Genomic DNA, 26,053 nt, shown 5'->3' with positions numbered 1-26,053 from the left:
TTATGTCAACAGTATGTGAGTTTGAATTAAATGGAAAACAGGAAATATTTGAGTTTAATAAAGTAGCAAAGCAAGCTAATGGATCAGTTTTAGCAAAATGTGGTAAGGCAGTTGTTTTAGCAACAATTGTAAGTGAGTTTGATAATCCTGTTTCAGAAGATTTTACTCCCTTAACTGTACAATATATTGAAAAAACTTATGCCGCAGCAAAAATGCCAGGTGGTTTTTTCAAAAGAGAGAGTAAGCCAAGTGAATTGGAAACATTAACTTCAAGAATTATAGATAGAAGTTTAAGACCACTTTTTCCAAAAGGTTATGTTTATCCTACAACAATTACAGTAATGGTATTAAGTGCAGATAAGGATGTTGATTTACAAACATTATCTTTAAATGCTGCTAGTGCTGCTTTTTATACTTCTGATTTACCAGTTAAAAAATCAGTTGCTGGTGTAAGAGTTGCAAGAATTGATGGTGAATATGTTGTTAATCCAAATGTTACTGATATGGATAATTCAACATTAGATTTATATGTTGCTGGTTCAAAAGATGAACTTTTAATGATTGAGATGAGAGCAATTTCATCTGAAGATATGGTTGAAGTTGATATTGAAGCATTTTCAAAAGTTCATAAAACAAATGAAATGAGTGAAGATGAGCTAGTTGAAGCTATCTCTATTGCTCAAATTGCTTTAAAAGAAGCTAATACAACTTATGAAACTGGTTTTGAAAATGTTTGTAAAAAGATGCAAGAAGTAGAACTTGTAGAATTTACTATTTCTGAAGATTTAATTGCTCATGTTAAAAATATATATTTAAATGATGTAAAAGATGCTGTTAAAAAATTAGCTAAAAGTGAAAGAGCAACAGAGTTAAAAGATTTAGCTAAAAAGATTGCTGAAGATGAATATTGTACTTCTAATGAATTTCCATTTAATGATGTTTATGAAGCTGTTTCAATAGTGAAAAAAGAGATTGTAAGAGCAATGATTGTAAATGAGCATGTAAGAGCAGATGGAAGAGGTTTAAAAACAGTTAGACCAATTTCAATTGAAACTAACATTTTACCTTCAGCTCATTCATCTTGTTTATTTACAAGAGGTGAAACACAAGCTTTAGTTGTAGCAACATTAGCTGGTGCAAAAGATGGACAAATGTTTGAAACACTGAATGAAAAATCAACTTCTATGGAAAACTTTATGGTTCATTATAATTTCCCAGGATTTTCTGTTGGTGAAGCTAAACCTATGTTTGGAGTGGGAAGAAGAGAACTTGGACATGGAAATTTAGGGAAAAGAGCATTAGAAGCAACTATTGACAAAGATTTTGGAGATACTGTTAGATTAGTGTCTGAAATTTTAGAATCAAATGGTTCTTCTTCAATGGCAACTGTTTGTGGTGGTTCTTTGGCACTTAAAGCTGCGGGTGTTCCAATTTCTGGTTTAGTTGCTGGAGTTGCTATGGGAATGGTTTTAGAAGGTGACAAACATTGTGTTTTAACTGACATTATGGGATTAGAAGATCATGATGGAGATATGGATTTTAAAGTAGCTGGACCAAAAACAGGAATTACAGCTTTACAAATGGATATTAAACTAGGTGGAATAGAGCTAAGTGTTTTAAAAGAAGCACTTTTACAAGCAAAAGAGGGTAGAGAACATATTTTATCACTAATGGAAGAAGCTGCTGTTGATATTATTCCTAGTCCTGCATTACCTTTAATGGAACAATTTGCTATAGACCCAAGTAAAATAATGGTAGTTATAGGAAAAGCTGGAGCTACAATTAAAGAGATAATTGAGAAATTTTCAGTATCTATTGATTTAGATAGAGATAGTGGAAATGTAAAAGTAGCAGGTGAGTGTAAACAAAATGTTTTAGATGCTTGTGAGCATATAAAAACTATTTCTAATAATGCACCATCAAGAAAACAAAATGAAAAAATTATTTTTGACTCATTGTATAAAGAAGATGAAATTTTAGAAGGTATAGTTGAACGAATAGTTGATTTTGGTGCTTTTATGAAATTACCAAAAGGTGGAGAAGGGCTATTACATATTTCTAAAATCTCTAAAGATAGAGTTAAAAATGTATCAGATATTTTAAATGTTGGTGATAAAGTTGAACTAAAAGTATTAAAGGTTAGTAAAGATAGAATCGAATTAGCTTCGGCTAATATCTAATTTTTATACTAAATTAATAGTTCTTTAGTTATTATTTATAAAATATTATTTTTTCGTATTAAGGAAATACTATGGCAAAGCTTTTAATAGTGGATGATTCAACTATGTTAAGAGACATGTTAACCTATGCTTTAAAAGAGGGTGGTTACAGTGATGTTATTGCAGCAGTAGACGGTGTAGACGGTTTAGAAAAGGCAAAAGCTAACGATTTTGATTTAATTATAACAGATGTTAATATGCCAAATATGGATGGATTGACTCTAATTGGTGAATTAAGAAAAGTTGATAAATATAAAACAAAACCTATTTTAGTTTTGACAACTGAAAGAAGTGATGATATGAAAGCAAAAGGGAAAGCGGCGGGAGCAACAGGTTGGATTGTTAAACCATTTGTTCCAGATCAATTATTAAAAGCTGTTAACATAGTTTTAAATAGATAGGAGGGTATTATTATGGCTGGTTTTGATATATCAAAATATCGAGAGATGTTTTTAGAAGAAGCTGTGGAACTTTTTGAGTCTGCAGATAATGTTTTATTAGAAGCTGAAAATAACGGTTCTCTTACTGATGATGAAATGGGACAACTATTTAGGGACGTACATACTCTAAAAGGTAGTGGAGCTTCTGTTGAACTTCCATTATTTGCTGAATTTACACATGATGTTGAAAACATGATGGACAAATTAAGAAATCATCAAATTGAGTTTATTCCAGAAATGGCTGGAACACTAATGGATGCTATGGATATAATGAAAGAGATTTTAGAATTAGAAGTTGCAGAAGATATCAATAGAGAAACTTTTACTTCTATGACAGCAGAGATGTTAACTCAAATTAGAGCATATATAAATGGAGAAGGTCCTTCATCACAAGAATCTGCTCCACAAGCTGTAGTTCAAGAGAATATTCAAGAAAATTCACCTGTTGAAGTTCAAGAAGAAAATGATGTTTCTATAGCAAAATCAACATCAACATCTTATGGAATTTTCGAAGATGACGATTTAGAAGAAAATGACTCTTTTGAAAATGACTCTTTTGGTTTTTTCAATGACGAAATAAAAGTTTCAAATCAAGGTAATAATACGAACAGTGATAATTTTGGATTTTTTGATGATGCTGAAGATATAACACCTTCTTCAACTATTAAAGTAGATAAAGAAGAAGAGGAAAAATCTGTTTCTAAACCAATACAACAAGTAACACCAGCACCAACAACAACTCCTTCTACAGCTTCTGCAACGCCATCTGCGGCTAGACCATCTGCAGCAGCTAGAAATAGAGAAGAGAAAAAACCAGCAGCTGCTACTAATAATATTAGAGTAAATTTAGATAAAATTGATTTATTAATGAATAATGTTGGTGATTTAGTAATTACAAATGCTATGCTTAAACAGTTCACTTCTTCAATTGAAGATAATAAAGTGCAAAACTCTGTATATGAAAGATTAGAACAACTAGAAAGACATATTAGAGATATGCAAGATTCTATTATGAGCATAAGAATGGTTCCAATGGAATCTATTTATTCTAAATTCCCAAAAGTTGTAAGAGATATTTCTAAAAAATTAAGTAAAAAAGTTGATTTCAAACACTTTGGGGATAATGTTGAAATTGATAAAGCTATGATTGAAGGATTAACAGATCCTTTAATGCACATTATTAGAAACTCTTTGGACCATGGTATTGAAACTCCTGAAAGTAGAATTGCTTCAGGTAAAAATGAGATGGGTGAAATAATTATTTCAGCTGAGCAAGCAAATGGTCAAATGATTATTACAATAGAAGATGATGGAAAAGGGATTGTTGGAGAAAAAGTTGCTCAAAAAGCCCTAGATAATGGATTAATTGATGAAAATCAATTATCTAAAATGACTGATAATGAAAAAGCTATGTTAGTATTTGGAGCAGGTGTTTCTACAGCTGAACAAATTACTGATATTTCAGGTCGTGGTGTAGGAATGGATGTTGTTAAGACTAATATCCATAAACTTGGAGGTGCTATTAATTTAGATACAACTATTGGTGTTGGAACTACAATTACAATTATGTTACCTTTAACTTTGGCAATTCTAGATGGACTTGATATTGCAGTTGGAGAACAAAGATATATTTTACCACTAAACTCTATTGTTGAGTCATTACAACCAACTCCTGAAATGATCAAAAAAATTGGTGATGGTGCACAAGATTTATTGATGTTAAGAGAAGAATTTATTCCTATCGTTAGACTTCATAAACTTTTTGGCGTAGAACCAAGATATACGAAACTTGAAGAAGGTATGTTAATTGTTGTTAAACAAGGAAATACAAAAATAGCAATTGCTATTGATGAATTCTTGAATCAATACCAAGTAGTTGTAAAACCTTTAGATAAAAACTTTAGATCAGTTGAAGGTGTAGGTGCAGCAACTGTAAGAGGTGATGGAAGTATAGGATTGATTTTAGATGTTTTGGGTATTATCAATGCGCAGGTTAAAAAAGAAAAAGAATTAGGAATTGTGAAAGCTTCATAAATATGGACGATACACTTCATTTACATGAAAAAGTAAAAGAGTTGTTATACTCTTTTACAGGAATAACGCTTACTGAAAATAAAGATATTATGATTTCAAATAGACTTCATAAATTGAAGAGAAATGCCTCTTTTCAAGGTTCTTTAGATGAATTATTGGATGCTATTAAAGAGGGTAATTATAAAACAGAATTTATAAATGCTTTTACAACAAATAAAACTCATTTTTTTAGAGAAGAATTTCATTTTACTGATTTGAAAAATAGAGTTTTACCAGAATTATCTAAAAATAATCAAGAGATTAAATTGTATTGTTCCGCTTCTTCAACAGGTGAAGAACCTTATTCAATGGCAATGACAATTTTAGAAACACAAGAAGAATTAGGTAAAAAGATAAATGCTTCTATTATAGCAACTGATATTGATACAAATGTACTTCAATATGCTGCAAACGGAATATATAGATATTCTAAAAGCTCAAAAGAATTTCCATCTTGGTTAAAACCACAAAAATATTTTAAAAAAAGAGTTGAAAAAAATTTAGCATCTGAAGAAGTTTTGATTAAAGTTAAAGAAGAATTACAAAGAATGATTAAATTTCAAGTAATGAATTTAAATGATGATAATTATCCTTTTGCTAAGAATCAATTTGATGTTATTTTTTGTAGAAACGTATTAATATATTTTTCTTCAGAAGACCAAGAAAAGATATTATTTAAATTGTTTAGACATCTGAAAATAGGGGGAACTCTTTATATCGGACATTCTGAAAGTCCTGGAAAACTTGAGGCATATGTGAAAAGAATAGGGCAAAACATTTTTATAAAAGAGAAGGAAATATCTTGGTAATTTTAGGACATAAAGATGGAAGTATTGAAAAAGTTACCAATAATCTTTCTACTCAGACAATAAAAGGTTATAAGGCACATACTGTAATTGGTGGAGAATTTGCAGTTAGTTCTGATGATTATGAAATTGCATTTAAGACTTTATTAGGTTCTTGTGTTGCAATTATGTTTTATGATACAGTTAAAAGAATTAAAGGAATGAATCATTTTCTTTTACCTACAACCAACAATTCAAATGAAGATATGAAATATGGTCTTTATTCTGTTGAGGCAATGCTAAATGAAATGTATAAATTAGGTTGTACAAAAAAGAATTTAAAAGCAAAAATTTCTGGTGGAGCAGATATTATGCAATTAATGGCTTCAAATATTAACTCAATAGGGCATAGAAATGTTGAGTTTGCAAAAGATTTTTGTAAGTCAGAAGGATTTGAAATACTTTCTGAACATACAAGAGGGGATCATGCAAGATTGATTTTGATGACTAATAATTTTGAAACATTTATTAAAGTTACAAATAAAAATGAAACTGATTCAAAAGTTATTCAAGAAGAAAAATCATTACAAGTGGAAATTACAAAAGCACCAGTTATCAAAGAGTATGTTGGTGGTGTTGACTTATTTGGGAATGACCCAGTACCAGCTCCAGAGATGGATATTGAGCTATTTTAAAGGTATTATGAGATGTATACAGTTATAGTAATAGATGATTCATTGTCAATGAGAAGAATATTGAAAGATATTATTAATTCTATTGATGAATTTGAAGTTATTGAAGAAGCTGTAGATGCCTTTGATGCAAGGGAAAAAATTAAAAAGTTTGAGCCTGATTTGGTAACGATTGATATTAATATGCCTAAAATGGATGGAGTTACTTTTCTAAGAAACTTAATGCGTCTTCACCCTATGCCAGCTGTTGTTGTATCAGGTGAGGGTGCAAGGGGAAATGATATTTTTGATGATGGTGCAGTTGGATATATTGAAAAACCAGCTAGTGGTGAATCAATGGTTTCCTTTCAATCAAGAGTAAAAGATAATCTACTAAATCTTACTTTTTTACTTCAAAGATATACGTTAAAAAAACCAAAACCACAAGTTGTACTTCAAAAGAAAACTGATTTAGAGTCAAATACTAAAGTTCATCCTGACCAACTACTTCCTTCATCTCCTGCAAGATTTCCAGGAACAAAAGTTATTGCTATAGGCTCTTCAACTGGCGGGGTAGAGTCTCTTTTGAGAGTTTTTAAATCATTACCAAATAATTTACCCCCTATAGTTATCACACAACATATTCCTTATGGATTTTCAAGATCTTTTGCACAAAGATTAAACAATGAATCAGCTCTTGATGTTTATGAAGCAGAAGATGGTATGAAATTGGAGAAAGGCAAGGCTTTTTTAGCACCTGGGAATATGCATTTGACTATTGAAAAAAGAGGTAGTGATTATTACACAAAACTTTTAGATGGAACTAGAATTTCTCATCATAAGCCTAGTGTTAATATTATGTTTAGATCAGTTAATAATGTTGTTGGTTCATCTGCGATGGCTGTAATGATGACAGGCATGGGAGATGATGGTATGATTGCAATAAAAGAATTGTATGATAATGGTGCTTATACTGTTGCTCAAAATGAAGAAAGTTGTGTTGTTTTTGGTATGCCAAAAAAAGCTATTGAAATTGGTGCAGTAAAAGATATTGTTCATTTAGATGAAATTGCTGAGTATATTATAGAATTTTCAAATAACCATAAAAGATAATAAAGTTTATTTTGGTATAATTATTAGTATTGAAAACTATAATTTTCAAACTGTAATATAAAAGGACTCTCATGCGATATGATTTAGATTTTTGTGATACTTTTGATAAAACACTTCTCTTTTGGATTGAGAGATTTATTCGTAATAAATTAACTTCACTTAGTAATTCAAATGTTAATGACAAAAATAAATTGGCAATGATAATTAAAGAATTAATAAAAGGTACTAAAAATTTAGATGAATTAACTTCTTTAGTAAAAAGTGCTAGAAATATTGGACTATCAGGAATTAATACGTATTATAATCCTTTATCAAAATTGTATGATTTTCTAATAAATTTAGGTTTAGATTCTATGAAAGAAATTGATGAAGAGTTATTGAGTGATTTTTTAGCTACAACAACAAGTGGATTGTCTGATGCTTCTAAAAAGAACCATCGAATAGCCCTACTCGCTTTTTTTTCATATATTGATAAGCAAAATGAAACAGAAGATGGCAATTCATATATGTTTAAAATTGAGCTGAAAAACTGGGGTGGACTTAGAGGTAAATCAGGTACAAAACTACCTTCATATATGAATAAAGATGAGATAACTAGATTTTTAGATGCTGTTGAAAATTATGAGTTTTCAGAAGATATTAGGTATAGAAATAGATTGATTCTTAAAATTATAATTTATACAGGAATTAGAGTTTCTGAAATGTTAAATTTAAAATTAAAAGATATATATAAAGAAGATGATGTTTTTATAATACAAGTTAGAGGAAAAGGTAATAAGCCAAGAGTTGTAATGATAAAATCAAAAATTATTCAAAATGAATTAGATTATTGGTTAAATCAAAGGATTTGTGAAGATGACTTTTTAGTTTGTAATAAAAAAGGAAATAGATTAACTCAAGCATATATAAGTAGAATAGTTGAAAAGATTCTTATTTCATGTGGTATTAGAAAAGAAAAAAATGGTGCACATATGCTAAGACATAGTTTTGCAACACTTTTATATCAAAAACATCATGACCTTATTCTTGTACAAGAAGCTTTAGGACATGCAGATATAAATACTTCAAGAATATATACCCATTTTGATAAGGAAAGATTAAAAGCAACTACAAATTTAATTGATTAAATTACCATAAACTAGAAGTTTCTAAATCTTCTTTTTCATCATTTATTTCCAAATAGACTTCATCTTCATAATCTAAATATATGGAAAAATCTCCTATATTTAGACTATTTTGTATGTTTTTTTTATTTAAATAAATATTTTCAACTCCATTTGATAAGTCAGATAAATAGTACTCAACCATAGATGGAGCCATATTATTTATGGTTTTATCTAAAGAATCAAAATCATCTACTCCAAAAGTAGAGTATAAAGATATTTTATTTAAAAGTAGTATCATTCTTTTTATTACTTATTTATTAAATCCATTTAACAATGAGGCCATTCTATTTAAATCAATTTTTTCATCAGAAGACTTTTTATCTAATTGAATATCATCTACTTTTACAGCTTCAGCCTTTGGTTTTAAAAAAGCATCACTAGAGACAATAGGAGTTGTTAAAAACTCCTCTTCATCTATATTATTAGTTGTTTGAGATTCCCTTGTTTGATTAAATGGCTGAGTTGTATTAGACTCATTAGTTGTATCTTTCTTCTTATCTCCAACTTTTAAAATAGTCTCTATTTTACTTAACATTGAGTTTATATTACTTCCATGTTTTTCATTAGTTGAATTAATCTCATTTAACTTATTTTCAAGATCAGAATTTAAAGACTCTAGTTCTTTTATATTGCCTTTTAATCCTTCATTTTCTTTTTCTAAATCTTCTTTTTCTTTTTGTAAAGTTTCATATGCATTTATTAAATTAGAAAGAGCATCACTTAATTTAGAAATTGTATCACTATTATTACTCATTAATTTTTCCTTCATTGATATTATTATCAAACCGTATTGTGCCAAAAATTAGCTAATAATTCCATCAATTTTTAATAATGAATCAACACTTGGTTCTCTATGTGCAAATTCGTAAAATAGCTCATTCATATCAGCTGAACCACCTTTTTCTAAAATAGTTTCTTTATATTTTAATGCTAACTCTTTATTAAAACTATTTTCAGACTCAATAAACATGTAATAAGCATCTGCACTTAATACTTCTGCCCACTTGTAAGAGTAATATCCTGCTGCATACCCTCCTCCAAAAATATGAGAAAAACCATTTTGAAATTTGTTGTAAATTGGTGGTTTTATGATTGAAATTTCATCTCTAATTTCATTTAATAATTTTTGTACATCTTCTTCTGTTTTGTATAGTTTTTGGTGAAGTTTGAAGTCAAAAAGAGCAAATTCAACTTGTCTTATCATATTTAAAGATGATTGAAAATTTCTAGCTTTTATGATTTTATCAATGGCTGTATCAGGTAAAGTTTCACCAGTTTTATAGTGTTTTGCAAACTGTTTTAAAACTGTTTTATCATATGAAAAATATTCTAAAAATTGAGAAGGAAACTCAACAGTATCCCATGCAACACCTGCTATTCCACTAATAAATGGTTCTTCAATTTTACTTAATAAATGATGTAAAGCATGTCCCATTTCATGAAAAAGAGTAACAACATCAGAGTGTCTAAGAAGTGATTTTGTTTTTTTTGTAGATTGAGGAAAGTTACAAACAATGAAAGCAGTAGGCAAATGAATATTATTATGTTTATCAACATAATATGAATGCCAATTGTTCATCCATGCTCCTCCTCTTTTATCTTTTCTTGATTCCAAATCTATGTAAATTCTAGAAGATATTTTTCCCTTTTCATATATGTCATAAGCTGTTGCTTTTTCATCCCAAGTTGTAGTATTAGCAGGTTTAAACTCAATATCAAATATAGAATTAAGAAAATCAAAAAATCCTTTTAATACTGACTCTTTTTCAAAATATGGTCTATAAAATTCTTCATCTAAATCATATTTTTCTTTTTTTAATTTTTCTGAATAATAAGATATATCATAAGATTTAAGATCTTCAATTCCATCTTTTTTTGCAAATTCTTTTATCTCTTCTATCTCTTTTTCTCCACCATCTTTGCCTTTTTGAGCTAGTTCATATAAGAAATTTATTACATCATCTTCTCTTTTAGCCATTTTTGTACTAAGTGAATACTCTGCATACGAAGAAAATCCAAGTATTTTTGATTTTTCATCTTTCAAAGCTAGTATTTCTTCTATAATTTTTCCATTTTCTGGTGCTCTTGTACAATATGCTTTATATATTTCTTCTCTTTTTTCTCTATTTGTTCCATACGTGATATAAGCGATATAAGAAGGCATTTGTAATGTAAATTTGTATTTGGTTTTACCCTCTTCTTCAAATTTAGCAAGTTCCAAATCCGACTCTGGAATTTCTTTTACATCTTCATAGTCTTCTACTATCATTTCATATGAATTTGTTGCATTTAATAGATTTTGTGAGAATTTGTGAGATAACTCACTTTGTCTTAAATTTATCTCTTTTAGTCTCTCTTTTAAATTATTATTTAAATGACAACCAGATAATTCAAAGTCTCTAATTTCATTTTCAAGTACTTTTTTTTGTATATCATTTAATATATATTTATAGTTATATTGTATATCTTTTAATGATGTATAAATATTTACATTTTGACTTAATTCAGTTTCATAAATTGAGATTAAAGGAAGGCAATCTTCATGCACTTTTGTCGTTATTTCTGAGTTTTTAACAGAATCTAAATGAAAAATTGGTGTTATGAAAATATTAATACTCTCCCCTATTTCTTGATAAGGCTTAACAAAGTTTTCATAAGTCTTATTTTCTATTTGTAAAAGCTTTTCTATTTCTTCTTTTGATTCTTTTAATTTTAGCTCTAATAACTCTTTTTTATTCTCTAAATCATTTGTATTAAATTCATCAAACATATTATTCCTTTTATTTATTTATTTATTATAAAATTCAATTAAAAACCCTCTGTCAAAATCAGAATAGTCTTTATAAAACTCTAGTGATTTAACATTGAAGTTTTTCATATAATTTTTTATTGAATCTCTTTGGTCATACCCATATTCACAATATAGATATTTTATATTTTTAGATGAAACTTCTTCTATTAAGTTTTTTAAAAGTTCATCACCAATAGTTCCTCCAAAAAGTGCATTTTTTGGCTCAAAATTTACATTATGTGGTAAAACATAACTATCTGAAATATAAGGAGGATTTGATATGCACATATCAAAATCACCATTAATTTCTTTTAATAAATCAGATTTTATAAAAGTAATTTGTTTTTTAACATTATGTTTTATTGCATTTTCTTTTGCTAAATTCAAAGCATCATCATTTATATCTACAGCTACAATTTTTAATTCTGGAAGTAGTTTTGAAAGCATTACAGAAATTATTCCACTACCTGTTCCAACTTCAACTATTTTTGGATTAGATATTTGTTTTAAAGTTTCAAATGCTTTTTCTACTAATATTTCTGTCTCTGGTCTTGGAATTAAAACATTCTCTTTTATAATAAAATTTTCACCATAAAAAGAGACTTTATTTGTAATGTATTCTAGTGGATAATGGGTTGCTCTTTTTTTAACTAACTTTTCCAATTCTTTTTCTTTTGTAAATTCTATATGACTATTTAGATGTATCCAAATAACATTTTTTTCAAGTAAAAACATTATTAGTATTTCTATTTCTTTTGCGGGTATATGGGTTACATTTTTAAGTTCTTGTGAATATTTTTTAATACACTCTTTTATTGTCATTAAACTCCTTTAAAAACCGTATTATACTTATAGAGTATAAATTAGACTTTAATAAAACTAATCTAATATATATAAGGAAATTTCATCTGCAAGAAGAAAATTGTAATTGTATATTCTATTTTCTTTTTTGAAGATTTTATTTTCATTCAATAATATTTCTATTTTTTCTAATTCTTTTTTATTAAATAAATTTAAATCAGTTCCAACTGTTGATCTTAATCCCAGTAAAACCTTTTCAGTTTTGATATCTAGATTATCCATGTACTCTTTTTCATAAGATATTGGATTTTCTATATATTTTTCTATGCTTTTATTTGGATAGTATCTAAAATTATCAATACAGCCAACAGCCCCTGTTCCTACACCTAAATAGTTTTTATATTCCCAATATCCAAAGTTGTGATTTGATTGCATTGTTTTAGATTTTGAAAAATTTGAGATTTCATATTGTTTGTAACCTAAATTATTTAAATAATTAAAAAGCTCATACGACAACTCTTCATCATCAATTTTTACTTTAGATTTATTGTAAAACTTTGTACCCTCTTCAAGCGTTAACGAATATGCACTGATGTGATCTATATTTAGTTCATTAATTATGTCAAAATCAAGTTTTAGTTTTTCAAAACTATCACCTTGTACACCGTAAATAATATCACAGTTAATACTATTAAAACCTATACATTTTGCATTTTGTATAGCATTTATAGCACTATTACTGTTGTGTGCTCGGTTTAAGTATTTTAGTTTTTTATCATTAAAACTTTGTACTCCAAAACTAATTCTATTGACTCCTAAATCTTTCATCCCACTAAGCCATTCTTTGGTTGCAGAATTTGGATTTGCCTCACTTGTAATTTCGCAGTTTTCTTTTAAATATGGAGAAATAATTTTAAAAATATTTTTGTATTCGTTATAATCAACACAACTTGGTGTTCCTCCACCAATAAATACTGTTTCAATTTTTTCGTCTTTTAAATAGTGCTTAATATCGTATAAAAGCTGTTTTTCAAGAGCTTTCATGTAAGTTTGTTTTAGATGAAATCTATCCACATATGAGTTAAATGCACAGTAAAAGCATTTACTATCACAAAATGGAATATGTATGTATAAAAGCAATTTTTAATCCTAAGTTTATTATAATATTTCCCTTATTATAAGGGAAAAGATATTTATGATTGATAAAAGTGAGAAAATACCTACAGTAGTAAATGGTAAAAATTATAGACCTAATGTAGCAGCTATTGTTTTATCAGCAAAGTATCCTCAAAAATGTGAACTTTTTATAGCATCAAGAACTGATGTTGAAAATGCTTGGCAGTTTCCCCAAGGTGGAATTGATGACGGTGAGAGTGCAAAAGAAGCTTTATTTAGGGAATTAGAAGAGGAAATTGGTACTAATGATGTGAAAATCATTGCAGAGTACCCAGAGTGGGTAAGTTATGAATTCCCTCCTGCAATTGCTGAAAAAATGAAACCATATGATGGTCAGGTGCAAAAGTATTATTTAGTTAAATTAAATGATGGTGCAAAAATTAATATTAACACTCATCATACTCCAGAGTTTAGCGAATATAAATTTGTTCCAACAAAAAATATTTATGATTATATAACTTTTTTTAAAAGGACTGTGTACAAACAAGTATTAAAGCATTTTAGAAAAGAAGGTTATATTTAAAAAGGAATACAAGTTATATGTTAAAAGTATTAAAATTTGGTGGTACTAGTGTTGGTACCTTAGATAGAATTCAAAATGTTGCAACTATTATAAAAAAAATAAAAGATGAGGGACATGATGTTATAGCTGTTGTTTCTGCAATGAGTGGCGAAACTAATAAATTAATCGAATATGCAGAAAGTTATTCAAAAAGTCCAAATGCTTGTGAATTGGATATGTTATTAAGTTCAGGAGAGCGAGTTACTTCTGCCCTACTTTCTATTGCTTTAAATGAAGCTGGTTATAGTGCTGTTTCTATGAGTGGAAGAGAAGCTGGAATAGTAACTGATGATAAACACACAAAAGCAAGAATTGAAAATATTGATACAACAAATATGAAAAGTGCCATAGATGAAGGCAAAATCATTATTGTTGCTGGTTTTCAAGGAGTTACACAAAATGGTAGAGTAACTACGTTAGGACGTGGTGGTTCTGATTTAACTGCTGTGGCTATTGCAGGGGCTATAAATGCTGATGTTTGTGAAATATATACAGATGTTGATGGTATATATACAACTGATCCACGAATAGAACCAAAAGCTAAGAAACTTGATAAAATATCATATGATGAAATGTTAGAATTAGCAAGTTTGGGTGCAAAAGTATTACAAAATAGATCAGTTGAAATGGCAAAAAAGTTAAATGTAAATTTAGTATCAAGAAGTAGCTTTACTCCTGAAGTTGAAGGTACTTTAATAACAAAGGAAGAAAATATTATGGAACAACCAATAGTAAGTGGTATTGCATTGGATAAAAATCAAGTTAGAGTTGGTATGTATGGTGTTATCGATAGACCAGGAATTGCATCAGCAATTTTTACAGCCCTTGCAGATGCAAATATAAACGTTGATATGATTGTTCAAACAGTTGCTGTTGATGGAAAAACAGCTTTAGATTTTACTATTCCTAAAACAGATTGGGAAATTTGTAAAAAAGTTATGGCTAACTTTAAAAATGAAGTTGAAAAAGTTGATTATAATGAAAAAATTTGTAAAGTTTCTATAGTTGGTGTTGGTATGAAGTCACATACTGGTGTTGCATCAAAAGCTTTTACAGCACTTGGAAGTGAAAATATTAATATTAGAATAATTTCAACAAGTGAAATTAAAATTTCAATGATTATAGAAGAAAAATATGCAGAATTAGCAGTTCGTGCTCTACATGAAGCATATGATTTGGATAAATAAAAGTGCAAGAATTTTTAAATTGGACAGTTGATACAATCAGGGATGATAAACTACTATCTCCTTGGTTGGAAGAAAAAAAATATGAATGGACACCTTTAGTTGCTAAGTCTATTATTAGTATTTTAGATAAAGGTTGTTCAGTTATTGTAATAAGTGATGATGAAAGAAATTGGTTTTTGGAGTATATTCTTACAAATATCAATAAAAAAAGTTTAAATAGACCATATTTACCTTTTTATGATTTTAAATCATTTTATAAACTAATTGATAATGTTCAAAATGAAGATGATATAAATTATATAAAAGATATGTTAAATATATCTTTCCCAAATGGTTATTGTTTTTGGTATATAGGGCGAAGTCAAGATGTAAGAGCTTTAATCCCAAAAGTTTCTAAATACTCTTTTTTATGGCTATTGGATGAAGAAAAGCAAGATGCTTTTAATTTAAAAAGTAGTGATATCGCTTTAGATATGAAATTTCTACAAATGTTTAGATTATATAATAAAACCCTAAGTGCAGCACTTTTTGCAGAGATTAATGTTGAGAGTTAATTTTGATTGAAAAAAATAGTTCAACAATACTTATAGTAAATAATATAGATGAAACTTTAAAAGATTTGATACAAACTCTACCTAATCATAGTTATAGAGTTATAAGAAATGAAGAAAAAGATGATTTTCTAACTGCACAAGCACAGCAAACTATAAAAGAAGCGTATATTTCTTCAAGTGAAACAAAATATATTATTCTTTGTGGAAGTAGCTTTAGAACAGAAGCTCAAAACTCTTTATTAAAGGTTTTAGAGGAACCTCCTCGAAATATTGTTTTTATTATTGTTACTACTTCTAAATCAAATATTTTACCAACTATTCTTTCTCGTATGCCACATAAGTATTTAAAAAAGAGAATTGAAAGAGTTGATGTGGATTTTGATTTTTTTAGAATGGATTTAAAAAGTCTATATCAATTTTTAAAAGATAATCAAAAAATTGGTAAAAAAGAAGCAAAATCTATAATAGAATCAATTTTATTTAAAATTAATTCTCAAAAAATAAAACTTTCTCAAAAAGAGTTAGATGCTTTTTCAAATGCTATAAAGCTTTTAGAATTAAACTCTAGACCAATTCATATTTTAACTACCCTACTTTTAACGATAATTCATAGAAAACATAGATAGATTTGGAGTTTTATGAAAAATTTTAAAACAAAAATCATGGGTATTATTAATGCAAATGAAGACTCTTTTTTTAAAAATAGTAGATTTTATGGCTCAAATGCTGTTTTAAAAATAGAACATATGATTAGCGATGGTGCGGATATTATTGATTTGGGTGGAGTTTCAAGTCGCCCTGGAAGTATTGCTGTGTCATGGGAAGAAGAGTTAAATAGAGTTAAACCAATAATTGATTTAATATATGATGAAAAACTTTATGAAAAGGTAAAATTTTCTTTAGATTCTTATCAACCAAAAGTTTTAGATTATGCTTTAAATAGAGGTTTTTCTATTGTAAATGATATTACTGGACTAGAAAATGATGAAGTTTGTAAAATTGCTTCAAAATATAATGCACAGGTTGTTATTATGCATATGCAAAATAATCCAGAAAACATGCAAAAAAGTCCAGAATATGATGATGTAATTAAAGAAATAGATACTTTTTTTAATCAAAGAATTAAAAAAGCTAAAAACTTTGGAATAAATAATATTGTTTTAGATGTTGGTATTGGTTTTGGTAAGAATTTACAGCATAATTTACTTCTTCTTAAAAAATTAGAGCATTTTAAACACTTTGGTTATGAGTTATTAATAGGTGCTAGTAGAAAATCGATGATTAATTTAGTTATAGAGTCAACTATTGAAGAGAGACTTCCTGGCACCTTAGCTATTCATTTGGAGTCAATTAAAAATGGAGCTTCAATTATAAGATGCCATGATGTTAAAGAACATTATCAAGCTATTAAAATACAAGAAGCTATAAATAATGTTGAGATACTTTAGCTAAAGTATCTCATGTAAGCTATTTGCTTTTTTCATCCATAAATCTAAAGCCTCATAATCTTCTTTTTCAACCATATCTCTAACTTTTTGCATATGAGTTTCAAATAAATCAATAGAATCTAATAGGTTTTTTCTATTTTGTTTAAAAATATCTGTCCACATTGCAGGGCTTGATTTTGCTATCCTACTCATGTCTTTGAAGCCACCTGCAGCTAAGGCTATAATTGATCTTGGATCTTCATGGTTCATAACGGTATTTGCTAAAGAAAAAGAAATAGCATGTGGTAGATGTGACATATAGCAAGCATGTATATCATGGTCCTTTGATTTCATAAAAACTAGTCTCATACCAATATCTTGAAATATTTTAATTGCTCTTTCTTTATGAATATCATCATTTTCTTCTAAATCACATAAAACTACAGTTTTTCCCTCATATAAACCATCTATTGCAGCTTTTGGACCAAATTTTTCTGTACCAGTCATAGGATGCGCTGCAACAAAATTTTTTCTAATTTCTGTGGGAATATTTTTGACAATAAACTCTTTTGTTGAGCCTAAATCCATAATAGTAGTAGTTTGTGAAACATCTTTTAAATCATCAAACATTGAAATTATTGAATCAACAGGAATAGCTAAAATAATAACATCAGAATTCTTTTTTAACTCATCTAAACTCATTAATTTATCAACTAAATTTAACTCTTCAATTTCTTTAGCTGTTTGTTCATTTCTAGCATATCCATATACATTTTTTGCTATTGTATATTTTTTAACTGCTTTTGCAATAGAACCACCCATAAGCCCTAATCCAATAATTCCTATATTCACTACTTTACCTTTATAAAATGTATAAAAAAAAGATTATATCTTAATCATCCTATAAAGTTTATTTAGTTATATTATCTGCTTTAATAAGAATAGTTATAAGGATCAACGTGAAAAAATCTGCTTTATATACCTCTTTAGTACTTGCTACATTTTTACATGCACAAGAGATACAGTCTATAAAATATGTTAATTTATCTAAAATCTCTCAAGATATTGCGGATGAGACAATTGAATTCAAAGTTGGCGATGATATAAATAATAAATCAATAAATAATGCTATTAAAAAATTTTATAAATTTGGATATTTTGATGATATTTCAGTAAATAATGACAATGGTAATCTAGAATTTATCTTTAAGGAAAAGCCTTCTATTGCCAATATTGAAATGAACAATTATAAAAGTAGAGATGAAGATAAAGAAGTATTATATTCACAAATGGGTATAAAAAAAGGAACTATGTACACAACTTCGGCAATCAAGCATGCTAAAGAAGTTTTACTTAAAAACTTAGAGCGTGAAGGTTATGTTAATTCTGTTGTTGAAGTTGATGTTGTAAATTTAGAGAATGATGCGGTTGCTATAACTTTTGATGTAAATGTTGGTGATGAAATTATAATTAAAAAAGTAAACTATTATGGTGCAACAAAACTAGATGAAGATGATTTTGAAGAAGTTACTGCAAATAATGAAGAAGATCTAATTCCTTGGTTTTTTGGACAAAATAGTGGTGAAGTAAATTTAGAACAACTTGAATTTGATGCTCCAAGAATTAGAGATCAATATTTCAAACAAGGTTATTTAGACTCTGTTGTAAAAGATCCATTTTTAAAAGTTAACTTTGCTTCTAATGATGCTGTACTAGATTTTTTTATTCAAGAAGGTAAACAATATAAAACAAATGATATAAAGATATATGTAGATGCCTCAATTATAGACCCAAAAACTTTATATAGTGAATTAAAACTTGAAAAAGATGATATTTTTAATATAGAAAAATTAAGAACTGATGTAGAATTTATGAAAACAAAAGTTTCTGATTTAGGATATGCTTTTACACAAGTGAAGTATGATATTAATAAAGATGAAAAAAATGCTACTGCTGATATTATTTTTAACATAATTCCAGGGAAAAAAGTATATATAAACGATGTAATTATCTCTGGAAATAATAGAACTCTTGATAGAGTAATAAGAAGAGATGTCTATTTAGCTCCAGGTGATTTATTTTCTCTTACTGATTTTAATGATTCAAAAAATAAATTAAAAAGAACAGGTTTTTTTGATGATGTAACAATTGAGCAAAAAAGAATTACTGATGATAAAATGGATTTAGTAGTAAATGTAAAAGAGACTCCAACAGGTAATATAACACTAGGTGGAGGATATGGTTCTTATGATGGGCTTTTATTAAATGCTGGAATTAATGAAAAAAATGTATTTGGTTCAGGTTTAGCAGCTGCTGTTAATGTAGATTTTTCTGAAAAAAGTCATAACTATTATCTTTCTCTTTCAAACCCTGCAATTAGAGATAGTAAATACAATGGAACAGTTGAAATTCATAATTCAGAAAATGAAATTGATTATTCAGGTACGGCAAATGGATCTTATCAGTTAAGTAAAATAGCAAATGGATTCTCTATTTCTGCTGGAAGAGAGATAATTAGAAATCTTTATGCAGGTGCAAAATATAGATTTGATATGATTGAAGAAACATATACAGATACAAATACTGGTGATGGTCTTTCATTACCTTCTAATGTTGATCAAGATTATATAACAAGTTCTATTACTCCATATATTAATTTTAATAATACTGATGATTTTATGGTGCCTAGAAGTGGGATAAAAGCAGGAACTTCTTTAGAGTTCGCAGGAGTTGGTGGTGATTCAAAATATTTAAAAAGTTTATCAAATTTTAAATATTTCTATTCTTTGGAGGATTTAATCGATAGTGATTGGATCTTTAGATATAGAGCAAATTTAAATTTTTTAGTTGATAATGGAAGATTAAACAGAGGAGATTCTTTGTATCTTGGTGGACCTAAATCTTTAAGAGGATATGAGTCGTATGCTTTTGGTCCAGATGATAACTTGATAAATAAAACAGTTTATAAACAATCATTTGCAAATAGTTTTGAACTATCTTTCCCTTTAGTTTCTAAATCAAAAATGAGATGGGGAGTTTTTTACGACTATGGAATGATTGGAAAAGATTCTTTTTCTGAAATAAAAAGAAGTGGAACAGGAGCATTATTTGAATGGGTTTCTCCATTTGGACCACTTCAATTCATCTTCTCACAAGCATTAGATGATGAACAAGGCGATAAAACATCTTCATTTGAATTTGCTTTAGGTTCGTCTTTCTAAATAAAGAGATAAAATGGTAAAAAAAATGAATATAACAAATAGAATTACGAATGAAGAAGCTTTAGATTTAATTCAAAATGCTTCTTTAGTTGAATTAGGTGAAATGGCAACTAAAAGAAAGTTGGAACTTCATCCTGAAAAAATAACATCATTTGTTGTAGATAGAAATATAAATTATACAAATGTTTGTTGGGTTGATTGTAAGTTTTGCGCTTTTTATAGACATGGACGAGATGATGATTCATATGTATTATCATATGAAGAGATTGATAAAAAAATTGAAGAATTACTAGAAATAGGTGGAACTCAAATTCTTATGCAAGGTGGAGTTCATCCAAAACTAAAAATTGATTATTATGAAGATCTAGTTGAACATATACATACTAAATTTCCTCAGATCACCCTACACTCTTTTTCTGCAATAGAGATTGTTTATATTGCAAAAATTTCAAAGATATCTATTTTGGAAGTTTTAAAAAGATTACAAGCTAAGGGATTAAGTTCAATACCTGGAGCTGGAGCTGAAATTTTAAGTGATAGAGTAAGGGATATAATTGCACCTAAAAAAATTGATGCAAGCCAATGGTTAGAAGTTCATAGACTTGCCCATTCAATTGGAATGAAAACAACAGCTACTATGATGTTTGGAACAGTTGAAACAGATGAAGAGATTATTGAGCATTGGGATTTAATTAGACAATTACAAGATGAAACTGGCGGATTTAGAGCTTTTATTATGTGGTCTTTTCAAAGCAGTAATACTAAATTATTGGAAGAAATCCCTGATTTAAAACCTCAGTCTTCAAACAGATATTTAAGATTATTAGCTGTTTCAAGAATATATTTAGATAATTTTAAAAATATTCAAAGTTCATGGGTTACACAAGGAAGTTATATAGGTCAAATGGCTTTAAAATTTGGTGCAAATGACTTAGGAAGTACTATGATGGAAGAAAATGTTGTTGCAGCTGCAGGAGCTACAAATTGTATGAATCAAGATGAAATGATTCAACTAATAAGAGATATTGGTGAAAACCCAGCTAAGAGAAATACTGCATATGAGATATTAGAAAGGTTTTAATTCTAATATGAAACAAATAGCATTAATTTTATTTTTTATACAAGGATTTTTAATGGGTGCCCAAATTGAGCATATTAAAATAAATAATACAAATATACCAATTATTTTTGAAGAACAACACTCTTTAGCAACTTTTAATTTACAATTAGTTTTTAAAAATAGTGGTTATATAAAAGACAAAGATAAAAGTGGATTATCAACTTTATCAGCTAGAGTATTAAATGAAGGTACTTTAGAAGATGGAAGTGTAAAATTTGCTCAAAAGTTAGAGAAGTTAGCTATTTCATTAAATGCTTCTCATGGTTTTGAAACATTTGTAATAGAATTATCTTCTATAAAAGATGTTTATAAAAATGGCTTACAATTATTAAATGAACTATTAAAGTCTCCTAATTATAAAGATGAAACATTAAATAAAATTAAGACAATTTTAACAGGTTCATTAAAGAGAAAAGAGAATGATTTTGATTATGTATCAAGAAATGAATTAAATAAAATACTTTTTAAAGGTAGTGCTTTAGAAAATCCTTCTAATGGAACTATTGATTCTATTTCTAAAATTACTTTAGATGATGTAAAAGAATTTGTTAATTCTACATTAGTATTAGAAAATTTGATAGTTGTAGTGGGTGGTGATATTACTTTAGATGAAGTAAAAAAAGGGTTAGAACCACTTTTAAGTTCATTAAAAAATGCAGAAGAATCAAAGATTATTAATCTAAACGCATCTGATAAAAAAATTGTTAAAGAGATAATTAAAGAAACAGAACAAGCTTATATATACTTTGGAAGTCCTTTTAATACAAAAGTTAATGATAAAAATAACTATATTGCAAAGGTGGCTTCATTTGTATTAGGTGGTAGTGGTTTTGGTTCAAGACTTATGGAAGAGATTCGTGTTAAAAGAGGTTTAGCATATAGTGCATATGGACAAATTTCTATAAATAAATCCCATTCATATTTTTCTGGATATTTACAAACTAAAAATGAAACTGCAAATGAAGCAAAAGATTTAGTAATAAAAATAGTTAATAATTTTGTAAAAAATGGTATTACTATTGATGAACTAAATGCTGCTAAAAATTTCTTAACAGGTAGTGAACCTCTTAGAGTTGAAACATTGAGTCAAAGATTAAATCGTGCATTTACAAATTACTATAGAGGATTAGAGCAAAACCATACAAATAAAGAGTTAGAAAAAATTGAAAAATTGACTTTACAAGAGATTAATGATTATATTAAATCTCATGTGGAAATAAAAAATCTATCTTTTTCAATAGTAAGGAAATAAATTTGTTAAGATTTGCACCAAGTCCAATAGGAAATATGCAGCTTAATAGTTTAAGAGTTGCTCTAATTAATTATATTGTTTCAAAACAGCTAAATGAAGAACTTTTAATTAGAATAGAAGATATAGATAAAGAAAAAAATATTGAGGGAAAAGATAAAGAGATATTAGAACTTTTATCTCTTTTTTCAATTGAATATAAAACAGTAATTTATCAAAGTGAAAATTTAAAATACCATCAAAAAATGGCTATGCAACTTATGAGTCAAAAAAAAGCATTTTCATGTTTTTGCTCTGATGAAAAATTAGAAGAACTTAGAATTGAAGCAAAAGAAAATGACAAACCATATTATTATGATGGTTTTTGTGAAACTTTATCTGATGAAACAGTTTTGAATTGTAATGCACCTTTTACAGTTAGAATTAAAAAACCAGAAAGTACCATTTCTTTTACTGATTTACTTAAAGGTGATTTTTCATATGAGCCTTTTATGGTTGATTCATTTAGAATATTAAAGCACGATAAAACACCAACTTATGATTATGCTTGTGCTGTTGATGATATGCTTTATGATATATCGACAATTATTAGAACAGAAGAGTACCTTTCAAATACAGCAAAGCAAATTCATGTAAGAAATACATTAAACTATACTAAAAATATAGATTATATACATCTTCCAAAAATTATTAATGTAAAAACTGGAGAAGCACTTTCTACGTTAGATGAACTATATAGTGTTAAACATCTTGTTGAAGAAGGATTTTTACCTAGTGCTATAGCAAATTACTTGGTACTTTTAGGAACTGAGACACCAACTGAGATTTTTACTATTGAAGAGGCTATTGAGTGGTTTGATATTAAAAAAGTATCAAATACTCCTGTAGAATTTGATATTGAAAAATTAAAATCAATAAATACTGTACATATATCAAAATTAGATGAAATGAGATTATCTAAAATTTTAGGTTTTGCAGATAGTGATATAGGAAAACTTGGAAAGCTTTTTTTAGAAGAAGCCAGTACAATAAAGGAGATTAAATCAAAAATTGATTTAATTTTTAGTTCAAAAACTCCTCTTGAAGGATTTGAAAAAGAGTTTAATAATCTAAAAGATTGTATTTTAACTGCTCCATTTATTGATGATTTTAAGCTATTTGAAAATTATATTATTGATAATACCGAATTAAAAGGTGATTTATTATCTAATTTATTGAGATATATTATAACTGGTACTAATAGTGGAGCAAATTTATCGGATATTTATCCGCTTATTAAAAACTATATGGGAGAAATTGTAAAATGACAGATGCATTAATTGGTTCAATTGCTACAGTTGTTATGAGTATTATATTTTTATATAAATGGGTTGTAATTATTTCAGCTTTAATATCTTGGGTTAGACCAGATCCTTATAATCCTATTGTTCAGATGTTATATAGATTGACAGAGCCTGCTTATGCTTTTATAAGAAGGTATATACCAACAGTATTTGGTGGTATGGATTTAGCACCAATGATTTTAATTTTAGTTCTTATTTTCCTAGAGACATTTTTAGGAAGATTATTTATGGGTATGTAAGAAGATTATTATGAGATTAAAGATTTTTTCACTCTTTTTTCTTATTGTTAGTCACTTATTTTCTGAAGAAAATTTAAATATTCAAACACCTTTAGAAAAGGATTTTCGCTATTTTCTTGATTTAAAAAATAGTGAAAAATCTTATGAACATACTATAAAAATACTAGAAAACATTTCCAATGTAAATCAAGCTATTTTTGATGAGTATGCAAAAAAAATAGATTATGATGAAACTTTAGCAGTATTGCAGTGTATGAATGCCAATGAAAAAAGTTTGGTAGAAGCAAATAGTGACTGTATAGTTGTTGGATTAAACTTAAAAAAAGCATTAGAGCTTACTCCTTTAGAAATTAATTCAATTATATTAAAAATCGAAGATAGATATCCTATTTTTGCAAAAGAGTTAAAAATTATAAACTCCCCTATTCCTTTTACTAAAATTGTTTCTTCTTCTCATGATATTATTTATGATTTATATTTAAACAGTTCAAATAACTTTTTATATGAAAAATTAAATTACAAACTCCCTTTAAAAACTATTGAAAAAATTAAATATGATGAAAAATTTGAAAGATTTTTATCATTGATAATAAGTAATCCCAAGTTAAATTTTTTACAGTCTTCATTTTTTGATTTAGATGACACTAATTATAACTACAATGTGTCATTTCTTTTAGCAATAAACAGAGTATTAAATAAAAAAATTGATGAACAAACAGTGATATATTTTAAAAATGCTTTATCGAAAGCTATTTCCCAATATGAAAAAGATAAAGTAAACTTTTGGCTTTATTTATTAAAAAATGAGGAAAGTACTCTAGCTGTTTTAAAAGAGTCAAGTGACTTAAATATTTATACTCTTTATGCAAAAAAAGATATTAAAATAGATGATAGCTTCAAAATTCTTGAATATGAGTTTTTAAAAGATTGTTTTACTGATAGAAAAATTCTTATTCATTCATTTGCCAAAACATTAAGTAATTTTGACGTTAAAAGTATTTCAAAAGAGTTTGACTTAGGTTTAATGCAATTAAATTTAAATAAAGTCAATGAAATAGTATTATTAAATAATCTTGAGCTTAAAGAAGAAGAGTTATTGACTCCAAAAACAAATATTCTTTATTATTCATATATTTTAAATGAATTAGAAACTGAATTTTACCATCCTTTAACACTTTTTTATGCTTATGTTAATGGGGCAAAAAACTTAAATGAGAGATTATATTTTAATTTGTTTGAAACTCAAAATATCTATGAACCTTACTTAAGTTTAGAACTTTTAGGGGATGAAAAAGTTAAAGAGTTTATTTATAATTATATTGCTTATACAAAAATCTTTGCAAAAAAAGATTTAAGTTTAGAAGAGTTTTTTAAAAACTTATTTCAGCCTTCTGACTTTCATTAAGTCTATATCTCAATAAAAAGTTTGCTATTTTCTCATTTTTATTAAATTTAATTAAATAGTATTTTGCCCATGGGTTTTTAAGAGGAATTGATTCAATTATTTTTGATTCTTTTGCAATTTCTTCCATTTTTGCATAATTAGTTTCATAATTTAATTCTTTTTCTATATCCTCATTTGAATAATTTTTTTTATCTAAAGTTATTGTTGGTATTGTAGTTTCTTTGTTATTTGCAACATATACAGAAACTATAAAGTTTTCATAGTCATTATCATATTTATTTTCTACTTTATTTAAGTATGTTGCTGTGAATATTGCAACTACTTCATCTTTTTTAATTATGTCTGCTTTTTTTGTATATTGCAAAGAGTTTAAATAAAAATCATTTTTATCAAAATATTTAGTGATAGAATAAGAACTACAACCACTTAGAAAAACTAAAAAAGAAATTAAAATAATTGATAAAAATTTGTTCATAAAAACTCCATATAAGTATAATAATTTGGTGATTTT

Annotated in this window: 25 protein-coding genes; 18 read left to right on the top strand and 7 right to left on the bottom strand. The window is 27.3% G+C overall.

The window, feature by feature from the left end:
* Window positions 1–2 precede the first annotated feature (2 nt).
* The 7 genes from ACQY5W_RS00370 to ACQY5W_RS00340 all read left to right on the top strand — a co-directional run bounded on the left by ACQY5W_RS00370 (window position 3) and on the right by ACQY5W_RS00340 (window position 8,428).
* On the top strand, window positions 3–2,180 hold the full coding sequence (locus ACQY5W_RS00370; protein ID WP_428022940.1) for a polyribonucleotide nucleotidyltransferase: 2,178 nt from the start codon (window positions 3–5) through the stop codon (window positions 2,178–2,180).
* A gap of 71 nt (window positions 2,181–2,251) precedes the next feature.
* A complete protein-coding gene (locus ACQY5W_RS00365; RefSeq protein WP_428022939.1) occupies window positions 2,252–2,620 on the top strand; it encodes a response regulator in 369 nt (122 codons plus the stop codon).
* Window positions 2,621–2,632: 12 nt separating this feature from the next.
* The gene (locus tag ACQY5W_RS00360) at window positions 2,633–4,693 is read left to right on the top strand and encodes a chemotaxis protein CheA (protein WP_428022938.1); all 2,061 of its coding nucleotides are present in this window, start codon (window positions 2,633–2,635) and stop codon (window positions 4,691–4,693) included.
* 2 nt (window positions 4,694–4,695) lie between these two features.
* Window positions 4,696–5,541, top strand: coding sequence for a CheR family methyltransferase (locus ACQY5W_RS00355; protein WP_428022937.1), 846 nt, complete (start codon window positions 4,696–4,698; stop codon window positions 5,539–5,541).
* Window positions 5,535–6,212 (top strand): chemotaxis protein CheD, encoded by a 678-nt coding sequence (locus tag ACQY5W_RS00350; RefSeq protein WP_428022936.1) that lies wholly within the window; start codon window positions 5,535–5,537, stop codon window positions 6,210–6,212. The genes ACQY5W_RS00355 and ACQY5W_RS00350 overlap by 7 nt, the downstream gene beginning before the upstream one ends.
* Before the next feature lie 12 nt (window positions 6,213–6,224).
* On the top strand, window positions 6,225–7,301 hold the full coding sequence (gene cheB, locus ACQY5W_RS00345) for a chemotaxis-specific protein-glutamate methyltransferase CheB (protein ID WP_428022935.1): 1,077 nt from the start codon (window positions 6,225–6,227) through the stop codon (window positions 7,299–7,301).
* Window positions 7,302–7,372: 71 nt separating this feature from the next.
* A complete protein-coding gene (locus ACQY5W_RS00340; protein ID WP_428022934.1) occupies window positions 7,373–8,428 on the top strand; it encodes a tyrosine-type recombinase/integrase in 1,056 nt (351 codons plus the stop codon).
* A 1-nt stretch (window position 8,429) separates the two neighbouring features.
* On the opposite strand, the gene ACQY5W_RS00335 is transcribed toward ACQY5W_RS00340, so the two are convergent.
* Genes ACQY5W_RS00335 through hemW form a run of 5 tightly spaced genes read right to left on the bottom strand, consistent with a single transcriptional unit; the run spans window position 8,430 to window position 13,199 of the window.
* A complete protein-coding gene (locus tag ACQY5W_RS00335) occupies window positions 8,430–8,705 on the bottom strand; it encodes a hypothetical protein (RefSeq protein WP_428022933.1) in 276 nt (91 codons plus the stop codon).
* A gap of 12 nt (window positions 8,706–8,717) precedes the next feature.
* The gene (locus tag ACQY5W_RS00330) at window positions 8,718–9,221 is read right to left on the bottom strand and encodes a hypothetical protein (RefSeq protein WP_428022932.1); all 504 of its coding nucleotides are present in this window, start codon (window positions 9,219–9,221) and stop codon (window positions 8,718–8,720) included.
* 48 nt (window positions 9,222–9,269) lie between these two features.
* Window positions 9,270–11,237, bottom strand: a complete 1,968-nt coding sequence (locus ACQY5W_RS00325) for a M3 family metallopeptidase (RefSeq protein WP_428022931.1) — start codon at window positions 11,235–11,237, stop codon at window positions 9,270–9,272.
* Window positions 11,238–11,255: 18 nt separating this feature from the next.
* A complete protein-coding gene (prmC, locus tag ACQY5W_RS00320) occupies window positions 11,256–12,080 on the bottom strand; it encodes a peptide chain release factor N(5)-glutamine methyltransferase (RefSeq protein ID WP_428022930.1) in 825 nt (274 codons plus the stop codon).
* Window positions 12,081–12,137: 57 nt separating this feature from the next.
* The gene (gene hemW, locus ACQY5W_RS00315) at window positions 12,138–13,199 is read right to left on the bottom strand and encodes a radical SAM family heme chaperone HemW (protein WP_428022929.1); all 1,062 of its coding nucleotides are present in this window, start codon (window positions 13,197–13,199) and stop codon (window positions 12,138–12,140) included.
* A gap of 55 nt (window positions 13,200–13,254) precedes the next feature.
* Here hemW and ACQY5W_RS00310 point away from each other — a divergent pair, with 55 nt between their 5' ends.
* From ACQY5W_RS00310 to folP, 5 genes are read left to right on the top strand one after another with little or no spacing between them, the layout of a single operon-like run.
* The gene (locus tag ACQY5W_RS00310) at window positions 13,255–13,758 is read left to right on the top strand and encodes an RNA pyrophosphohydrolase (RefSeq protein ID WP_428022928.1); all 504 of its coding nucleotides are present in this window, start codon (window positions 13,255–13,257) and stop codon (window positions 13,756–13,758) included.
* Between the two features lie 17 nt (window positions 13,759–13,775).
* Entirely contained in the window at window positions 13,776–14,984 is a 1,209-nt protein-coding gene (locus ACQY5W_RS00305; protein ID WP_428022927.1) for an aspartate kinase, read from the top strand.
* A gap of 2 nt (window positions 14,985–14,986) precedes the next feature.
* Window positions 14,987–15,538 (top strand): HobA family DNA replication regulator, encoded by a 552-nt coding sequence (locus ACQY5W_RS00300; RefSeq protein WP_428022926.1) that lies wholly within the window; start codon window positions 14,987–14,989, stop codon window positions 15,536–15,538.
* A gap of 2 nt (window positions 15,539–15,540) precedes the next feature.
* Window positions 15,541–16,164, top strand: coding sequence for a DNA polymerase III subunit delta' (locus tag ACQY5W_RS00295; protein WP_428022925.1), 624 nt, complete (start codon window positions 15,541–15,543; stop codon window positions 16,162–16,164).
* A gap of 12 nt (window positions 16,165–16,176) precedes the next feature.
* Window positions 16,177–16,986 (top strand): dihydropteroate synthase, encoded by an 810-nt coding sequence (gene folP, locus ACQY5W_RS00290; RefSeq protein WP_428022924.1) that lies wholly within the window; start codon window positions 16,177–16,179, stop codon window positions 16,984–16,986.
* Here the strand turns inward: folP and ACQY5W_RS00285 are convergent, their stop codons facing one another.
* Window positions 16,987–17,817 (bottom strand): prephenate dehydrogenase, encoded by an 831-nt coding sequence (locus ACQY5W_RS00285; RefSeq protein WP_428022923.1) that lies wholly within the window; start codon window positions 17,815–17,817, stop codon window positions 16,987–16,989.
* A gap of 107 nt (window positions 17,818–17,924) precedes the next feature.
* On the opposite strand from ACQY5W_RS00285, the gene bamA reads away from it, so the two are divergent.
* The 6 genes from bamA to ACQY5W_RS00255 are packed head-to-tail and all read left to right on the top strand — an operon-like array spanning window position 17,925 to window position 25,542.
* The gene (gene bamA, locus ACQY5W_RS00280; RefSeq protein ID WP_428022922.1) at window positions 17,925–20,186 is read left to right on the top strand and encodes an outer membrane protein assembly factor BamA; all 2,262 of its coding nucleotides are present in this window, start codon (window positions 17,925–17,927) and stop codon (window positions 20,184–20,186) included.
* 13 nt (window positions 20,187–20,199) lie between these two features.
* The gene (locus ACQY5W_RS00275; protein ID WP_428022921.1) at window positions 20,200–21,267 is read left to right on the top strand and encodes a dehypoxanthine futalosine cyclase; all 1,068 of its coding nucleotides are present in this window, start codon (window positions 20,200–20,202) and stop codon (window positions 21,265–21,267) included.
* Between the two features lie 52 nt (window positions 21,268–21,319).
* Entirely contained in the window at window positions 21,320–22,558 is a 1,239-nt protein-coding gene (locus tag ACQY5W_RS00270) for a M16 family metallopeptidase (RefSeq protein ID WP_428022920.1), read from the top strand.
* A 2-nt stretch (window positions 22,559–22,560) separates the two neighbouring features.
* Window positions 22,561–23,862: a glutamate--tRNA ligase gene (gene gltX / locus ACQY5W_RS00265; RefSeq protein ID WP_428022919.1), complete on the top strand. Its 1,302-nt coding sequence runs from the start codon at window positions 22,561–22,563 to the stop codon at window positions 23,860–23,862.
* Window positions 23,859–24,137, top strand: a complete 279-nt coding sequence (locus ACQY5W_RS00260; protein ID WP_428022918.1) for a YggT family protein — start codon at window positions 23,859–23,861, stop codon at window positions 24,135–24,137. Before gltX ends, ACQY5W_RS00260 begins: the two co-directional genes overlap by 4 nt.
* A 10-nt stretch (window positions 24,138–24,147) precedes the next feature.
* Window positions 24,148–25,542, top strand: coding sequence for a transglycosylase SLT domain-containing protein (locus ACQY5W_RS00255; protein ID WP_428022917.1), 1,395 nt, complete (start codon window positions 24,148–24,150; stop codon window positions 25,540–25,542).
* Here the strand turns inward: ACQY5W_RS00255 and ACQY5W_RS00250 are convergent.
* Window positions 25,508–26,017: a hypothetical protein gene (locus ACQY5W_RS00250; RefSeq protein WP_428022916.1), complete on the bottom strand. Its 510-nt coding sequence runs from the start codon at window positions 26,015–26,017 to the stop codon at window positions 25,508–25,510. The genes ACQY5W_RS00255 and ACQY5W_RS00250 overlap by 35 nt on opposite strands.
* Window positions 26,018–26,053 lie beyond the last annotated feature (36 nt).

The organism is Arcobacter sp. (assembly GCF_050300555.1).
Lineage (GTDB): Bacteria > Campylobacterota > Campylobacteria > Campylobacterales > Arcobacteraceae > Arcobacter.
This window is presented reverse-complemented; position numbering and strand designations above follow the sequence as displayed.

What these genes read in the sequence shown, in the direction of transcription:
- ACQY5W_RS00370 (WP_428022940.1), top strand. Translation starts at nt 3, where the DNA reads ATGTCAACAGTATGTGAGTTTGAATTAAATGGAAAACAGGAAATATTT.
- ACQY5W_RS00355 (WP_428022937.1), top strand. Translation starts at nt 4,696, where the DNA reads ATGGACGATACACTTCATTTACATGAAAAAGTAAAAGAGTTGTTATAC.
- ACQY5W_RS00335 (WP_428022933.1), bottom strand. Translation starts at nt 8,705, where the DNA reads ATGATACTACTTTTAAATAAAATATCTTTATACTCTACTTTTGGAGTA.
- folP (WP_428022924.1), top strand. Translation starts at nt 16,177, where the DNA reads ATGAAAAATTTTAAAACAAAAATCATGGGTATTATTAATGCAAATGAA.
- ACQY5W_RS00275 (WP_428022921.1), top strand. Translation starts at nt 20,200, where the DNA reads ATGGTAAAAAAAATGAATATAACAAATAGAATTACGAATGAAGAAGCT.
- cheB (WP_428022935.1), top strand. Translation starts at nt 6,225, where the DNA reads ATGTATACAGTTATAGTAATAGATGATTCATTGTCAATGAGAAGAATA.
- ACQY5W_RS00310 (WP_428022928.1), top strand. Translation starts at nt 13,255, where the DNA reads ATGATTGATAAAAGTGAGAAAATACCTACAGTAGTAAATGGTAAAAAT.
- ACQY5W_RS00360 (WP_428022938.1), top strand. Translation starts at nt 2,633, where the DNA reads ATGGCTGGTTTTGATATATCAAAATATCGAGAGATGTTTTTAGAAGAA.
- ACQY5W_RS00250 (WP_428022916.1), bottom strand. Translation starts at nt 26,017, where the DNA reads ATGAACAAATTTTTATCAATTATTTTAATTTCTTTTTTAGTTTTTCTA.
- ACQY5W_RS00365 (WP_428022939.1), top strand. Translation starts at nt 2,252, where the DNA reads ATGGCAAAGCTTTTAATAGTGGATGATTCAACTATGTTAAGAGACATG.
- ACQY5W_RS00260 (WP_428022918.1), top strand. Translation starts at nt 23,859, where the DNA reads ATGACAGATGCATTAATTGGTTCAATTGCTACAGTTGTTATGAGTATT.
- ACQY5W_RS00270 (WP_428022920.1), top strand. Translation starts at nt 21,320, where the DNA reads ATGGGTGCCCAAATTGAGCATATTAAAATAAATAATACAAATATACCA.
- ACQY5W_RS00330 (WP_428022932.1), bottom strand. Translation starts at nt 9,221, where the DNA reads ATGAGTAATAATAGTGATACAATTTCTAAATTAAGTGATGCTCTTTCT.
- ACQY5W_RS00325 (WP_428022931.1), bottom strand. Translation starts at nt 11,237, where the DNA reads ATGTTTGATGAATTTAATACAAATGATTTAGAGAATAAAAAAGAGTTA.
- ACQY5W_RS00255 (WP_428022917.1), top strand. Translation starts at nt 24,148, where the DNA reads ATGAGATTAAAGATTTTTTCACTCTTTTTTCTTATTGTTAGTCACTTA.
- ACQY5W_RS00340 (WP_428022934.1), top strand. Translation starts at nt 7,373, where the DNA reads ATGCGATATGATTTAGATTTTTGTGATACTTTTGATAAAACACTTCTC.
- prmC (WP_428022930.1), bottom strand. Translation starts at nt 12,080, where the DNA reads ATGACAATAAAAGAGTGTATTAAAAAATATTCACAAGAACTTAAAAAT.
- ACQY5W_RS00305 (WP_428022927.1), top strand. Translation starts at nt 13,776, where the DNA reads ATGTTAAAAGTATTAAAATTTGGTGGTACTAGTGTTGGTACCTTAGAT.